Genomic DNA, 15,747 nt, shown 5'->3' with positions numbered 1-15,747 from the left:
CGGTCCACAGGAGCCGATCGGGGTCTGCCGGTCCCCGGTGCGTGCCGCGAGGCTCGGGACATGCCGAAGATCTCACTGTCCGGGCCGGCCGAGCTGCTGACCATCATCCCCTTCCACCTGGGCTTCCAGCCGGAGCGCAGTGTCGTCGTGGTGTGCTTCCACGGCAAGCGGCTCGGGCTCGTCGCGCGGCTCGATCTCGTCGACGAGACCCTGGCCGCCGAGGCCGCCGCCCAGACGGTGCCGACCCTGCTCCAGGGTTCCCCGTCGTCGGTGGCCCTCGTGGGTTTCGAGCAGGTGCGCGACGAGTCGCTGGCCCTGCTCGAGGCGCTCGCCACGGGCGTCGAGGACCACCGGGTCGTCGTCCGGGAGCGACTCGCGGTCCTCGAGGGGCGCTGGCGCTCGGTCGGGTGCGACTGCTGCCCCTCGGAGGGCTGGCTCCTCCCGGAGCAGGCGGACGTGCCGGCCGTCGCGAGCTACGTGGCGCTCGGGCACTCCGTCCTGGCGGACCGAGAGGGGTTGGCGAGGCTCGTCGAGCCGCTCGCCCCCACGGAGCCCCGGCACGACCTCGCTGCCGCCGCGATCGACGACTGGCAGCGCCGCTATGTGGCAGCCGGTGGCTCCCTCAGCAGGACGCCGGCCCGGGCGAGCCGGACGGACCGGAAGCCCGCCCGGGGTCGGCGCCGTCGACCCACAGGACGGGGGCGCCGACCCGGCGCGGCGCTCGGGGTCCTCGACGGCGGCGACCCGACGGCTCGCCAGTTCCTCGTCCACGACTCCCTCGTGGCCTGGGGAGGGGTGCTGCACGGCGAGATCGAGGGGTACGGCGTCGAGCACTGGCTCCCGTCCCTCGTAGGTCCGCTCCGTGACCCGCGCTTCCATGACGCCCTGGTGGCGTGGCTCTGCCCCGGGATGGCCTCGGCCGACTTCCTGTCCGACGACCTCGCAGCCCTCCTCGGGGTGCTGCTCGGTCCAGACCTCCGGCTCGCCCCGGCTGCGGGCGATCACGAGACGGCCGGCGTCCGGACACCCGACGGCGCCGAGCCCGGTCGCTCCCCGGGATCGGGTGCGGACCCGGGCGACCCCGACACCGCGGCGGGGTCGGGGACGCCCGTGCAGGAACGCCTCGAGGAGGGCGACTCCGACGCGCTCCGAGCGCTGTTGCAGCTGCTGGCTGCGGGGCCGCCGTCGTCGGACCGGCACGACGACGACACCGACGACGAGGACCCCGGCGACGACAACAACGACAGCGACGAGGACGACCACGAGGACGACCACGAGGACGACTACGAGGACGATGGCGAGCCGCCGCGCGACGTCTTCGAGGCACGACGGGTGCTGGACGAGCTGGACGCCATGGGGACCGTCGCGGCGCTCGAAGCGTCGGTTGACCGGGACGGACCGCGCTCGCTCGACCTTCGGGCCGGCCTCGCCGCAGCGCCCGACGCGGCTCCCGAGTCGTGGCTCGGTGACGGCACCGACCCGAGCGGCTGGGAGGAGTGGGACGAGGCTGCGACGCCACGACTCGTCCTGTCCCGCCTCGAGCAGGTCTGCCGACTCACGCCGGCGGATCATGCGGTTCCCGTCCTGTCCCTCTTCGCCTCGATGGCGTGGTGGTGCGGCGACGGTGCGCGGGCCGGGGTCGCGGTCGACCGTGCGCTCGAGCTGGAGCCCGAGGACGGGCTGGGGCGGCTGCTGCGGCACGCCCTCGACGTCGGCCTCCGGCCACGGGAGTGCGCCTGAGCGTCTCCGGCGGCGGCGCCGTCCGTCCATGTCGTGGAACGGCGCGCGGCCTCTCCGCGAGGCCTCGCGTATGGTTGGAGCAGGTCATGAGTACCAGCGACAAGCCCCGGCTCGCTGGTCGGCAACCCTCCTTCGCGGTGGGGTGCCCCGGGTGAAGACCAGGCCGCCCCGTCCCCGGGTGCGTGCAAGCGCGAGGACCGAGGAGTACCCCGATGACCGTCACCCACCGGACGCAGAGCACCCGTCGCCGTGCGCGGCCCGGGACCGCTGGCACCGGCCAGACCGGCGACTCGGCGACGAGGGACCGTGCGGCGACGAGCCACGTCGACCCGACGGCACCGGAGCCCCGCCGGCCCGACGGCGCCTGGCGTGACGGCGACCCGGTCGGGCGGCGGCAGTTCGCCCACGTCGGTGACATCGAGCTCGAGCGCGGGGGAGTGCTGCCCGACGTCCGCATCGCCTACGAGACGTGGGGCCGGCTCAACGAGGCCGGCGACAACGTCATCCTCGTCGAGCACGCACTGACCGGCGACAGCCACGTCCTCGGTGAGGCCGGCGACGGACACGCCTCGCCCGGCTGGTGGAACGCCCTCATCGGGCCCGGTGGACCGGTCGACCCCAAGCGGTGGTTCGTCATCGCGTCCAACGTCCTCGGCGGGTGCCAGGGCAGCACCGGCCCCGCGAGCCCCGCGCCCGACGGTCGACCCTGGGGCAGCCGTTTCCCCTACGTCACGGTCCGCGACCAGGTCGCCGTCGAGCGACGCCTCCTCGACGGGCTCGGCATCCGCCGCCTCGCGGCCGTCGTCGGCGGCTCGATGGGTGGGATGCGTGCGGTGGAGTGGGCCGTGACGCACCCCGACGACGTCGACCGCTGCATCGTGCTCGCGTCGACGGCGTACGCGACCGCCGACCAGATCGCCTGGTGCCAGCCGCAGCTGCTGGCGATCCGCAACGACCCAGACTATGCGGGTGGCGACTACTACGAGGGCCACGCGCGACCCGACACCGGCCTGGGCCTGGCTCGCCGCATCGCCCACATCACGTACCGCACGGAGACCGAGCTCGGCACCCGCTTCGGACGCGAGGCCCAGCTCGGTGAGGACCCGCTGCGCGCCGGAGACCGCGGCCGGTTCGCCGTCGAGTCCTACCTCGACCACCACGCGGGCAAGCTGGCCAGGCGCTTCGACGCCAACTCCTACGTCGTGCTGACCGAGGCGATGAACTCGCACGACGTCGGGCGCGACCGCGGGGGGCTCGAGGCCGCCCTCGAGCGTGTCCGCGCCGAGTGCACCATCGTCTCGGTCGACACCGACCGCCTCTACCCGCCCCGGCTCTCCGACGAGCTGCACGCCGCCCTGCCGGGGTCCCGACGCGCACACATCACCTCGGAGTTCGGGCACGACGGCTTCCTCATCGAGGAGGACCAGGTGGGTCGCATCGTACGGGACGCGCTCGAACGACTCCGCGACTGAACCCATCTGCGCGCCGGGGCGGTTCGCCGACAGGCGGTGCTGTCGCACGCTCGTCGTCCGCGTCGCCGACGCCGCGGTGAGACTTCGCGCGGGACGCGCCGGACGCCTCGTAATCGGGTACGGTGCGAGCACTGGTTGTTTCCGTCCCAAGGAGGTCCGGGAAAGTGGCCATCGTCGTTGGTTATGTCGCCACCAAGGAAGGTCGCGCGGCGCTCAAGCGAGCCGCCGAGGAGTGCGTCCTGCGTGGAGCGAAGCTCGTCGTCATCAGCTCCCACCGGGGCGGCAAGGACTTCGACGCGAACGAGGCCAGCCAGTTCGAGAGCGAGCTCGCCCGGGTGCAGACGCTGCTCGAGGAGAAGGGCCTGGAGCACGAGGTGCGCCAGCTCGTCCGGGGCAACGACCCCGCCGAGGACCTCATCTCCGTCGCCGAGGAGGAGAAGGCCGACTTCATCGTCATCGGCCTGCGTCGCCGCAGCCCGGTCGGCAAGCTGATCCTCGGGTCCAACGCGCAGCGCATCCTGCTCGACGCGAGCTGCCCGGTGCTCGCGGTCAAGGGCGACTGAGCCCTCTCCGGCACGTCGTCCGGCCCGGTTCGTGCGGGCCGGACGCCCGTTCGCGGCACGCGGGTTGGACGCGCGTTCGCTCGGAGGGCGTACGCCGTTTTATAATGTCCGAGTACCGGATCGCACGAGGCGCACCGAGAGCTCGAAACAGGGATCGACTCCGACAGGCCAAGCTCTTCCGGCACCAACCCCCATTCTCGTTCGTTGTGATGGTGCATGCCCGGATTCGGGTCGACCATCAGACGAGACCTGTGACGAAAGGCGACTGCATCCGTGCCTAAGGCAACAACCGCTGGAGCTCCCAAGACCCTGCCGAAGGTGTTCCAGCACGAGGCGATCATGCAGCTCCTGGTCAAGGGCAGCAGCAGCGGCACCATCACCGGGACGGAGATCGCGCGCGCCCAGGTCGATGCAGGACTCGACCTGAAGCAGATGAAGCCGGTCCTCACGACCCTCGAGGCCCACGACATCGAGATCGTCGTCGACGCGCCGCACTCCAGCACGACGAAGAAGACCCGAACAGGGACCAAGGGAGGCACTGTGGCCACCGCACGCAGCACCACCGCCGCGGCGACGAAGTCCGCGACGCGGACGACGACCGCGACGACGAAGACCGCCGCCAAGAAGACGACGGCCAAGGCGGCGCCGGCCCGTGCCGCCGCAGCCACCGACGACGAGGCGGCCACCGCCCCCAAGGCGGCCGCGGCCCGCACGGCCAAGAAGGCTGCCACGAACGCCGGTGTCGCCAAGGCGGCCGCAAAGCCCGCTGCCAAGAAGACCGCCACCCGCAAGACCGCCGCGAAGAAGGCCACGACGTCGGCCGACGGCACCGTCGTCGCCGGTGACGACGCCGAGCCCGAGGACGCACCGGTCGGCGAGCTGGAGGAGGTCGTCGTCGAGCCCGTCGACGTGGACGACGACGCCGAGGACGGTGACGAGGCCACCCCCGCAGCCGCCGCGAAGACCGAGGAGACCGAGGAGTCCGGCTTCGTCATCCGTGACGACGACGAGGACGACGCCCCGGCCCAGCAGGTCGTCACCGCCGGCGCCACGGCCGACCCGGTCAAGGACTACCTCAAGCAGATCGGCAAGGTCGCCCTCCTCAACGCCGAGCAGGAGGTCGAGCTCGCGAAGCGCATCGAGGCCGGCCTGTTCGCCGAGGAGAAGCTCAACTCGGGCGACAAGATCGACATGAAGCTCAAGCGTGAGCTGTGGTGGATCGCCCAGGACGGCAAGAAGGCCAAGAACCACCTGCTCGAGGCCAACCTGCGACTCGTCGTCTCGCTGGCCAAGCGCTACACCGGCCGCGGCATGCTCTTCCTCGACCTGATCCAGGAGGGCAACCTCGGCCTCATCCGTGCGGTCGAGAAGTTCGACTACACCAAGGGCTACAAGTTCTCGACCTACGCGACGTGGTGGATCCGCCAGGCGATCACCCGCGCCATGGCCGACCAGGCGCGCACCATCCGCATCCCGGTGCACATGGTCGAGGTCATCAACAAGCTCGCCCGCGTGCAGCGTCAGATGCTCCAGGACCTGGGCCGCGAGCCCACCCCGGAGGAGCTCGCCAAGGAGCTCGACATGACGCCCGAGAAGGTCGTCGAGGTCCAGAAGTACGGCCGCGAGCCCATCTCCCTGCACACGCCCCTCGGTGAGGACGGCGACAGCGAGTTCGGTGACCTCATCGAGGACTCCGAGGCCGTCGTCCCGGCCGATGCGGTCAGCTTCACGCTCCTGCAGGAGCAGCTGCACTCGGTGCTCGACACCCTGTCCGAGCGGGAGGCCGGCGTCGTCTCGATGCGCTTCGGCCTGACCGACGGCCAGCCGAAGACGCTCGACGAGATCGGCAAGGTCTACGGCGTCACGCGCGAGCGCATCCGCCAGATCGAGTCCAAGACGATGAGCAAGCTGCGTCACCCGAGCCGCAGCCAGGTGCTGCGCGACTACCTCGACTGAGGACGCGCCGCGCCGGCCGGCCCGGACACCGAAGGAGCCCACGACACGTCGTCGTGGGCTCCTTCGCGTCTGCGGTGTCCCGTTGTCTGCGTATGCCGTGTGCCGGGCTCAGCGGCGCCGGGGGAGCAGGCGGTCCGGGAGGGAGCGCCAGAACGACACACCAGCCTCGGGCCAGAAGAAGGACCGTGCCCGGGTCTGCCAGGCCCGGGTGCGGCCGACCTGACGCCGGATCGACCGGATGTCGTGGTGCAGCCGGAAGGCCTCCTGCGGTGTCGTGCGCTCGGGCCGGTCGTAGCGGGACTTCTCGAGGGTCGCCGTGACCCGTCGCATGGCGGTGGCGTTCTCCTCGTCGAGGTGCCCGTCGGCGACGTAACGCTCGCGCAGCTGGCGCAGGGTGACGCCCTCGGGCGCACTGAGCCCCAGGTCGCCGAAGTGCGAGGTGAGGTCGTCCCACTCGGCCTCGATGAGGTCCTGCTGGGTCACGGCGGCGCGTCGGCGACGCAGCCGGAGCAGCCAGGCCGTGATCGGCATCGCGAACGCCGCGAGCAGGCCGAGCACCAGCGCGAGGGCGAGCACGACGTTGCGCACGGTGAAGACGTGCCCGACGGAGCCGAGGAAGGTCTCCTCCTTCTGCACGGGGGCCGCCGTTGCCGCCGTGGTCGAGCTGGTGGCCGAGGCCGTGCCGCTCGAAGTGTTCGTCTCGCTGACCTCGCGCCCACCACCCGTCGGGCCGGAGCCCGCGCCGAGGACGGCATACGGTGGCGGCGAGCCCGCACGGGCACCAGGGGTCGGCTCGAAGCGCAGCCAGCCGTAGCCCTGGAAGTAGAGCTCGGGCCACGCGTGGGCGTCGCTCGCGCGGACGATGTAGCGCTCGTCCGAGAGCTGGCCCGGGAGGAAGCCGATCGCCATGCGGGCCGGGATCCCCTGGGCCCGGGCGAGCATGATCATCGCCGTCGCGAACTGCACGCAGTAGCCGCGCCGGGTCTGGTAGAAGTTCTGGATCGGCTCGAGCAGGCGGCCCTGGCTGTCGCGGAGCTGCTCGCCGAGGTCGAGGGAGTAGGTGTAGCGGCTCGGGTCGCGCAGGTGGTTCTGGATCGCGATCGCCTTGTCGAGCGGGTTGTCCGCGCCGCGGGTGACCTGGTCGGACCACTGCTGGATCAGGTCACGCGAGCGGTCCGGGATGGTGAGGTCGTCGTCGGTGATGTCCGGCGAGTCCGGGGCTCCCGACTCGCGCAGCTCCGGCGCTGAGGGCGCGAGGTCGGCATACGTCACCCGGTAGGTGCTCACCGCGCGGTCGACGCGGACGTCGCGCGTGACGGGGTCGATGCTCCACGGCGTGCCCTCCATCGCGACGGCGACGACCGGGTAGGGCGCCGCGATGCGGGGCGCGGCGAGGGTGTTGTCCGTCACGGTGATGACGTAGTCGCGTCGCTTGTCCGGTGGCGGCAGCGGAGACGGGTTGTCGGGACGATCGCCGGTGGCGCCGGCGACGCTCCACTGCCCGCGGGAGTAGTACGACGTCGCGAGCACCCGCAGGGGGGACCGCGTGAAGGCCGTCGTCGTGTAGGTCAGGACGGGCGACTGGTCCTGGTTGTTGAGGCTGCGCGAGAGGTCGAGCGTGTCGTTGAACCCGACGGACCCCTCGCCGGCGCCGCCGCCCGACCGGCCGAGCCCCTCGGTGAGGTAGCGCGGTGGGAAGTGCGGGATGACGGCCGGCACGATGAGGGCGACGACGACCCCGACGGCGCCGAGCTTCAGCGCCCCCGCGGTGAACGAGCGCAGGGCGTCGCGGTCGTGGGCTGCCTCGTCGATCTCGCTCTCGTCGGCCGCGCTGGCCGTGCCCCAGCGCCCGAACTGGGCCCGGGCGGTCGTGTGCAGCATGACGAGCCAGAGCACGACGGGCACGACGAAGAAGCGCAGCGCGAGGGCGGCGTCGCCGTTGGCCGCCGTGATGAGGTATGCCGTCAGCAGTGGCAGTCCGGCGGCGGCCGGGCTGCGCCACGTGGCGGCCATGGCGTCGACCGCGATGGCGACGAGCGCGACGGCGACGACGAGGCAGAACGTCAGCCCGTCGTTGAGCGGCGCGGGGGCCGAGTAGCGGTTGATCGTCTCGAGGGCCTGCAGCCCCAGGGAGTTGGCCGCCTCGAGGGTGGCAGGTGTCGGCACGAAGAGGGTGAAGGACTCACCCGTGTAGCGGGCGAGGATGACGTAGGACGTCACGAGCACCTGGAGGAGCACGACGAGTCCGCGCGAGCGGGTGAGGCCCCGGGCGACGAGGCCGAGGCCGGCGACGAGGGCGATGACGAAGGCCGCCTGCGGCAGCCACGTGGACTCGACGAAGAGGCTCGTGATGGGGTAGACGGCGGCCAGGGTGGCCAGGGCGGCCAGGAGGGTGATCCTCCAGCGACGGCGGGTCATCGGCTGCCTCCGACGGTGGCGGCCGTCAGGACGGCCCAGACGTGCGCGACGTCCTCGTCGCGCTGGACCGAGACGGCGCGCCACCCCGCGAGGCGCAGCGTGTCGACGTGCGGCACGGCCTCCTCGGCATCGGTCGCGCCGAAGCTACGGGCGTCGAGGACGAGCGCCAGGCCGGTGGTGCCCGGCTGGCGCAGGCTCGCCACCCGGGAGGTGATGTCGCGTCCCTGCGGTCCGACGACGGCCACGAGGAAGCCGCCGGCAGCGGCGAGGGCCTGTCCGGCACGCAGGATCTCGTCCTCGCCCGTGTCGTCGCGCGGCGTCGCCACGGCGAGCACGTCGAGGATCTCCTCGGGCGTCATGGTCTCGGCCGCGCGGGAGGTCTCGACCGTCTCGGCGCAGACGAGGTGGACGGCATACCCCGAGTCGCACAGGTGCACGGCGATGGACGCGGCCGCGGTGATCGCCCACTCGAACGAGCTGCTCACTCCCGTGCCCCCGTGCGCGGAGGGCCGCGGGTCGATGAGCACGACGGCGCGACGCTGCGCGGGGCGGTCCTCCTGGCGCACCATGAGGTCGCCGGTGCGGGCGGTCGCGGGCCAGTGGATGCGGCGCAGGTCGTCGCCGTCGCGGTACTCGCGGATCGTGACGTCGTCCTCGCCGTGCAGCGCGATGAGGTGGGCCTGCTCGCCCTCGGAGCCGACGCCCGCGCTCGGCTGGCGGTTCGACGACAGCGGGTGCACGGCCGGCAGCACGACGAGGTCGGCGGTGCCCTCGAGCACCGCGTTGCGGTTGGCGAGGCCGAACGGGTCCTGCACCTGGACCCCGAGGGGCCCGAGGTGGTGGCGTCCACGCAGGTGGGAGCGCACGGCGTAGTCGATGGCGCGGACGCGGCCCGGCGGGATCCGGCCGACGACGAAGCGCGGCCGGTCGCCGAGGACGTAGTCGAGCCGCTCCTCGGCGAGGAAGATCGGCGTCGTGTTCGTCGAGACGTTCTCGAAGGACAGCGTGACGTGTGCGTCCTGGCCGACGCTGATGCGCTCGGGGTGGCTGTGCCGCTCGATGCGCATCCGCGTCTTGCGGGTGCGCACGAGCACGGCGGAGATGAGGGGGAGCGCGACGAGGAGCACCCCGAAGCGGGTGAGGTCGCGGAAGCCGAAGATGACCCCGGCGAGGACGAGGACCGCGCCCGAGCCCATGAAGGCCCGGCCCCTCGTCGTCAGGACGCTGCGCAGCGAGCGCATGGGCGCCTGCCCCCGCTCAGCGCGCTGCGGGCGGCACCGGCACCTGGCGCAGCAGGTCGGTGACCACCTCGGCGGTGGTGCGGCGGGCGAGCTGGGTCTCGCTCGACGGCATGAGCCGGTGGGCGAGGACCGGCCCCGCGAGCACCTGGACGTCGTCAGGGATCACGTGGTCGCGACCCTCGAGCGCGGCAAAGGCGCGGGACGCGCGCAGCAGGTGCAGGGCGGCACGCGGTGACGCGCCGAGCCGCAGCGCGGTCGTCGACCGGGACCGGGTCACGAGGTCGACGATGTACTGACGGATGGCAGGACTCGCGTGGACTTGGCTGACGGCGTGCACGACGCGGTTGATCGTCTCGGCGTCGGTCACGGGGGTCAGGGCGTCGAGCGGTGAGCTCGAGCCGTGCGTCTCGAGCAGGTCGAGCTCGGCGCTGGGTGCCGGGTAGCCCATCGAGATCCGGGCCATGAAGCGGTCGCGCTGGGCCTCGGGGAGGGGGTAGGTGCCCTCCATCTCGATGGGGTTCTGGGTCGCCATGACGATGAACGGGGCCTGCAGGGTGTAGGTCGTCCCGTCGACCGTGACCTGGCGCTCCTCCATCGACTCGAGCAGGGCCGACTGCGTCTTCGGGGACGCGCGGTTGATCTCGTCGCCGACGACGACGTTGGCGAAGATGGCGCCCGGCCGGAACTCGAAGCGGCGGGCGTCCTGGTTGAAGATGCTGACGCCCGTGACGTCGCTGGGCAGCAGGTCGGGTGTGAACTGGATGCGGCGCACCGTGGCGTCGATCGACCGGGCCAGCGTCTTGGCGAGCATCGTCTTGCCGACGCCGGGCACGTCCTCGATGAGCAGGTGACCACCGGCGAAGAGGACCGTCACGGTGGTGCGGACGACGTCAGGCTTGCCCTCGATGACGCTTGTCATGGCACCCATGAGCCGCTCCGCCACGTCGTGGATGAGGTCGAGGTCGGCTGCGCCCGTGGTCGCGGCCGCGCCCGGTGATGCCGTGGTCCCGAGCCCCGTGTCCGTCGTCGTCACACTGTCCTCCGTCGTCGTCCCCATGTCGTGGCGCAGCGCTGCTCGTGGCGGGCTGCGTAACCCGTCAGGTGATCTTCTCCCATGGACCCTCGACACCGGTAGGGCTGCCCCGGTCGTGACCGGATGGAGACCTTGGTCGTGGGCACGTGGTCGACGCCCCCGGGAGCGCGCCCGGGACCACCTCCACTTTCCTCCACCTCCAACGTCCGGTGTGGCCGTTCGGTTCGGTTTGGGACGGGTCCTGGTGGGGCCGAACCTGCTGCTGAGCACGATCCGCAGGGCGCGGGCGTCGGCCGGGTGGCCCGGGCGGGCGTCGCCGTCACCGCGGTGGGGTGTTCGGGCGAGTGGTGGTGCCCCAACTGCTCCACTTCACTCCACCCCGTCTGACCTGCGCAAACGCGGGACTCGCCGGGCCAAAAAGGGTGAAAGTTCGTTGACGGTGGAGCAAAGTGGAGTATCGTGGGGCTTCAAGGTAGGGAATGGGGACGCCTTCGGGTCGACAAAGGGGAGGTGGCGGACCATGTTTCTCGGGACGCACACGCCCCGGCTCGACGAGAAGGGTCGGCTCTTCCTGCCCGCGAAGTACCGCGAGCGGATGGCCGGCGGGCTCGTCGTCACGCGCGGCCAGGAACGCAGCCTGTTCATCTACCCGATGGACGAGTTCGTCAAGGTCGCCGACCAGATGCGCCAGGCCCCGACGACGAGCAAGGTCGCCCGCGACTACATGCGCGTCTTCCTCTCCGGCGCGTCCGACGAGATCCCCGACAAGCAGGGCCGGTTCACGATCCCGGCCAACCTGCGCCAGTACGCCGGCCTCGACCGCGAGGTCACGGTCATCGGTGCCGGCGCGCGCCTCGAGGTCTGGGACAGCGGGGTCTGGAACGCCTACCTCGAGCAGACCGAGCAGAGCTTCGCCGACACGGCGGAGGAGGTGATCCCCGGACTCTTCTGAGTCGGGACGACCACCGTCGCCGACGACGACCGCCACGACATCACCCGCACCACCGACCAGCACCTGAGCGCCGGCCTCCAGCCGCTCCACACCCGGGACGACTTCCCCCGTCCCGGGCGAGGCAGCGGATGGGGACCAGCCCCCAGGTCGACGGGCTCCGCAGAGCAGCACCGACAGCACCACTCCCGACCGGCACGCGACCAGCTCCCTCCACCTGTTCGCTGCCACTCCGGCCGACCGGCCACCACCACATCACCCCACGGCGGATCCCTATTCGCCGTGAGGTCACACCAGTCACATCAGCCCCGTGCGTCACAGACGCACCACACAGGGCCCAGCAGCACGAGCGTGAGAGGGACGCACCATGAGCGATCGAGGACAGGCGCAGGAGCGTCACGTCCCCGTCATGCGCGACCGGATCCTCGAGCTGCTCGCCCCCGCGCTGCAGCGGCCAGGGGCGGTGCACATCGACGGCACCCTCGGCATGGGTGGCCACGCCGAGGGCGTCCTCGAGCGCTTCCCCGACTGCACCGTGGTCGGCATCGACCGCGACCGTGAGGCCCTGGCTCTCGCGGGCGAGCGACTGGCCCGGTTCGGCGACCGCTTCCGCCCGGTCCACGCCGTCTACGACGACATCAAGGACGTCGTCGGCGACCTCGACGTGTCCGCGGTCGACGGCATCCTCTTCGACCTCGGCGTCAGCTCCCTCCAGCTCGACGAGGCCGACCGGGGCTTCGCCTACCGGGTCGACGCGCCGCTCGACATGCGGATGGACCAGTCGACGGGGCAGACCGCCGCCGACGTGCTCAACACCTACTCGGTCGAGGACCTCACCCGCATCCTGCGCGACTACGGCGAGGAGCGCTACGCGCGCAAGATCGCCAAGGCCGTCGTGCAGGACCGCGCGATCGAGCCGTACGCCTCGTCCGGTCGCCTCGTCGACATGCTGCGTCGCGTCATCCCCGCCGCCTCGCAGCGACAGAGCGGCCACCCGGCCAAGCGCACCTTCCAGGCCCTGCGGATCGAGGTCAACGACGAGCTCGAGGTCTGGCGCCGCGCCATCGACGAGGCCATCGACGTCCTCGCCGTCGGCGGCCGGATCGCGGTCCTGTCCTACCACTCGCTCGAGGACCGGGCGACGAAGCGGGCCTTCGCCGCCGGCGCCACGTCCAGCACCCCCGCAGGTCTGCCGGTCGAGCTCGCCGAGCACGCGGCATACCTCTCCCTCGTCACTCGCGGCGCCGAGGCGCCCGGCGATGACGAGGTCACCACGAACCCGCGGGCCGCCTCGGCCCGACTTCGCGTCGCCGAGCGCGTGCGCGACACCTCCACGCACACCCCAGCCAGCAGGACCAGGAAGGGACCCACCCGATGAGCCAGATGACCGCCACGGCCCGGCCGCTCCGCGCGCCGCGGCGCGGCCCAGCCCCCACGCCGCTCCGGGTCATCCCGAGCAGCATCACGCGCACTGGCAACGGCGCGTTCGTGACGATCTGCATCGGGCTGCTCACGGCCGGGCTCATCGCCCTGCTCCTGCTCAACACGGCACTGGCCCAGGGCTCGCTGGCCGTCGGCGACCTCCAGCGCGAGTCGGCACGCCTCAGCGACACGGCCGGCAACCTCCAGGAGGACATCGACCGGGCCTCTGCCACGGGCGCGCTCGCGCGCAGCGCCGCCGAGATCGGCATGGTGCGGATGAACACCCGCGGCTACATCGACCTCTCCACGGGCACCGTGTCGGGCGAGCCGGAGCCGGCGACGAAGAACAACGCCTTCCCGATCGTCACGAGCCCGACGCCGCCCGCCGTGACGGCCAAGGTCAAGAAGGTCCTGTCCTCCGCGACGAAGGCCAGCAAGGCGGCCTCGGCCACGCCGGCCACGCCGTCCCAGGCCGCCACGCCGACGACGCCCGGTGCCAAGCCGGAGACCCCCGCAGCACCCACACTGGGCACGACGCCCGGAGCGTCCGGGCAGGCCACGGGCGCGACCGGGGCGGGCCAGGCAGGGCAGGCCCAGCAGACGACGGTGAGGTGATCCCGTGACGCAGAACCGAGCGACCGATCCACGACGGACCGGTCGCGGTGCTGCGCCCGCAGGGGACACCCGTCGCGCCTCCTCCGCGACGGGCACGGCCCGCGTCGGCCAGGCGCGCGCAAGCCAGGGCCGGCCCGCCCAGGGTCGGTCCGGCCAGGGGCGGGCCGCCCAGCCGGGCTCCGTCCGGCAGAGCGGTGCAGCCAGCTCCCCGGGCCAGAAGTCGGGCCAGAAGTCGGGACAGAAGTCGGGCCAGAAGTCGGGACAGAAGCCGGGCTCGTCCGCGGGCGCGCGCGCGAGCACGTCGGTGCGCGCGACCTCGGCGGGGCGGGGCGCCGCGCCGGCTCGCAGCCGCAGCGGCAGTCCGTCCGGCAGCCCCCGAGCCAGCACGCGGACGAGCGCTCCCCGGACCCAGACGGCCTCGAGCCGCGGTCGCGGGCCCGCAGCTCAGCGTGCCGCGGCACTTCGGGGACCCCGAGGCCCTCGAGGTCCGCGCGGGCCCCGTCGCCCGCTCAAGATCTCGCGCGCGAACCCGCGCCGTAGGGCGCGCGTCATGTTCGTCGCCATCCTCTTCGTCTTCACGATCTTCGCCGGGCAGCTGCTGCGTATCCAGGCCTTCGACGCGTCGGCCACCCAGGAGGCCGCGCTGTTCAAGCGGTCGGTCAAGACGACGACGCCGGCCATGCGTGGCCAGATCCTCGACACGAACGGACAGGTCCTCGCGGACTCCGTCGAGCGCTTCACCATCGCCGCGGACCCCAAGATCATCCCGCTCTACACGGTGAAGATCGACGGCGTGCGGCAGGAGGTCGGGGTCACCCGCGCCGCTGCCGACCTTGCGCCGCTGCTCGGCATGACGCCGTCGGCGCTGACGAAGCTCTTCACGCGCTCGAACACCCGCTACGTCGTGGTGAAGAAGGAGGTCAACCCCGCGATCTACCGTGAGATCCGGGCGCTGGGCATCCCCGGCATCACGGGTGAGCGCACGGCCCAGCGGATCTACCCGACCTCCATGGCGCTCGGCCAGCTCGTCGGCTTCGTGCGCCCCTCCGACCAGAGCGGCGCAGGCGGCATCGAGCAGATGCTCGACACGGCGCTCAAGGGCACTCCCGGTGTCAGCGTCGCCGAGCGGGCCCGGGACGGCTACATCATCCCGGGATCGCAGCGGGTCGACACCCCCGTCGCCAACGGGCGCGACGTCAAGCTGACGATCGACGCCGACCTCCAGTGGTACGCCCAGAACGCCCTCGCCAAGCAGGTGACCGCCGTCGGGGCCGAGTCCGGCACCGCGGTCGTCCTCGAGGTGGCCACGGGCAAGGTGCGCGCCGCCGCGAGCTACCCGACGTTCGACCCGAACGACCTCGGCGACGCCTCGAAGTCCTCGCTCGGCAACTACGCCTTCAACGACGCGTTCGAGCCCGGATCGACCGGCAAGCTCATGACGATGGCTGCCGCTCTCGAGCAGGGCGTCATCACGCCCGACACCGGGGTCATCGTGCCCCCGCGCCTGCCCCGGGCCGGCACGTCCTTCAAGGACAACGAGCCGCACGGCGTCGAGAACATGACGGCCACGGGCGTGCTCGCGAAGTCGTCCAACATGGGCACCATGCTCATCGGCGAGCGCGTCTCGCCGACCATCATGGAGGCGTACTACCGCAAGTTCGGCATCGGCTCGAAGACCCCCGTCGGCTTCCCCGGGGAGTCGGCGGGCCTGCTCGCCGGCGCCAAGGACTGGGTCTCGACGCGGCGCTACACGATCCTCTTCGGCCAGGGCTACGCCGTCACGGCGATCCAGCAGGCCGGCGTCTTCCAGACGATCGCCAACAAGGGTGTCCGCGTGCCGCCGTCGCTCGTCGAGGGGACCGTCAACGACAGCGGCACCCTCATCCCGTCGACACCGACGACGCCGAGCCGCGTCGTGACCGAGGACACCGCGGTGAAGCTGTCGCGGATGATGGAGGAGGTCACCGGCGAGAACGGCACCGCGAGCGCGGCCCGCATCAAGGGCTACCGCGTGGCCGGCAAGACCGGCACGGCCGACCGCTACGACGAGAAGCTGGGCCGCTACAACGGCTTCACCGCCTCGTTCATCGGGTTCGCGCCGGCCGAGGCGCCGAAGTACGTCGTGGCCGTCTTCATCCAGAAGCCCAGCGCCGGCATGTTCGGTGGCGCGCTGGCCGGACCGGTCTTCAACCAGGTCATGTCCTACCTGCTCGAGCGCACCGGTGCCCCGCCCAGCCCCACGTCGACCCTCGACTACCACGTCTGGGCCGACAAGCCCCTGTCGTCCGACGACCCCGAGGTCATCAGCAATGCGCGGGCGAAGCGGGATGGCCTGTAA

11 protein-coding genes and 1 riboswitch are annotated in these 15,747 nt (G+C 71.9%); of the genes, 8 read left to right on the top strand and 3 right to left on the bottom strand.

Translation table 11 applies throughout. From position 1 onward, the window contains the following. The first annotated feature begins 60 nt into the window (after positions 1-60). The 4 genes from AC1DW8_RS17455 to AC1DW8_RS17440 all read left to right on the top strand — a co-directional run bounded on the left by AC1DW8_RS17455 (position 61) and on the right by AC1DW8_RS17440 (position 5,731). Positions 61-1,740, top strand: a complete 1,680-nt coding sequence (locus tag AC1DW8_RS17455; RefSeq protein WP_478095325.1) for a DUF4192 family protein — start codon at positions 61-63, stop codon at positions 1,738-1,740. A gap of 82 nt (positions 1,741-1,822) precedes the next feature. Beyond that, a riboswitch (SAM riboswitch) is annotated at positions 1,823-1,937 on the top strand. A 15-nt stretch (positions 1,938-1,952) separates the two neighbouring features. Then, a complete protein-coding gene (gene metX / locus AC1DW8_RS17450) occupies positions 1,953-3,212 on the top strand; it encodes a homoserine O-acetyltransferase MetX (protein ID WP_478095324.1) in 1,260 nt (419 codons plus the stop codon). Between the two features lie 164 nt (positions 3,213-3,376). Beyond that, complete coding sequence (locus AC1DW8_RS17445) at positions 3,377-3,775, top strand: universal stress protein (protein WP_020144644.1); 399 nt, start codon at positions 3,377-3,379, stop codon at positions 3,773-3,775. Between the two features lie 318 nt (positions 3,776-4,093). Beyond that, positions 4,094-5,731: an RNA polymerase sigma factor gene (locus tag AC1DW8_RS17440; protein ID WP_478095323.1), complete on the top strand. Its 1,638-nt coding sequence runs from the start codon at positions 4,094-4,096 to the stop codon at positions 5,729-5,731. A gap of 108 nt (positions 5,732-5,839) precedes the next feature. Here the strand turns inward: AC1DW8_RS17440 and AC1DW8_RS17435 are convergent, their stop codons facing one another. From AC1DW8_RS17435 to AC1DW8_RS17425, 3 genes are read right to left on the bottom strand one after another with little or no spacing between them, the layout of a single operon-like run. Continuing rightward, positions 5,840-8,149 carry a transglutaminase TgpA family protein gene (locus AC1DW8_RS17435; RefSeq protein WP_478095322.1) on the bottom strand — a complete coding sequence of 770 codons (2,310 nt, stop codon included), beginning with the start codon at positions 8,147-8,149 and terminating at the stop codon, positions 5,840-5,842. Further along, complete coding sequence (locus AC1DW8_RS17430) at positions 8,146-9,390, bottom strand: DUF58 domain-containing protein (RefSeq protein ID WP_478095321.1); 1,245 nt, start codon at positions 9,388-9,390, stop codon at positions 8,146-8,148. Before AC1DW8_RS17430 ends, AC1DW8_RS17435 begins: the two co-directional genes overlap by 4 nt. A gap of 16 nt (positions 9,391-9,406) precedes the next feature. Next, entirely contained in the window at positions 9,407-10,447 is a 1,041-nt protein-coding gene (locus AC1DW8_RS17425) for an AAA family ATPase (RefSeq protein WP_056776232.1), read from the bottom strand. Positions 10,448-10,943: 496 nt separating this feature from the next. On the opposite strand from AC1DW8_RS17425, the gene mraZ reads away from it, so the two are divergent. The 4 genes from mraZ to AC1DW8_RS17405 all read left to right on the top strand — a co-directional run bounded on the left by mraZ (position 10,944) and on the right by AC1DW8_RS17405 (position 15,747). Next, complete coding sequence (gene mraZ / locus AC1DW8_RS17420; protein WP_478095320.1) at positions 10,944-11,375, top strand: division/cell wall cluster transcriptional repressor MraZ; 432 nt, start codon at positions 10,944-10,946, stop codon at positions 11,373-11,375. A gap of 364 nt (positions 11,376-11,739) precedes the next feature. Next, positions 11,740-12,750: a 16S rRNA (cytosine(1402)-N(4))-methyltransferase RsmH gene (rsmH, locus tag AC1DW8_RS17415; RefSeq protein ID WP_056776234.1), complete on the top strand. Its 1,011-nt coding sequence runs from the start codon at positions 11,740-11,742 to the stop codon at positions 12,748-12,750. Further along, positions 12,747-13,409 (top strand): cell division protein FtsL, encoded by a 663-nt coding sequence (gene ftsL / locus AC1DW8_RS17410; protein ID WP_056776235.1) that lies wholly within the window; start codon positions 12,747-12,749, stop codon positions 13,407-13,409. The genes rsmH and ftsL overlap by 4 nt, the downstream gene beginning before the upstream one ends. A 550-nt stretch (positions 13,410-13,959) precedes the next feature. Then, a complete protein-coding gene (locus AC1DW8_RS17405) occupies positions 13,960-15,747 on the top strand; it encodes a peptidoglycan D,D-transpeptidase FtsI family protein (RefSeq protein WP_478095319.1) in 1,788 nt (595 codons plus the stop codon).

This window comes from Terrabacter sp. P2_E3 (genome assembly GCF_056403915.1).
The sequence above is the reverse complement of the archived record's forward strand: the minus strand, read 5'-3'. Positions and strand labels throughout refer to the sequence as shown.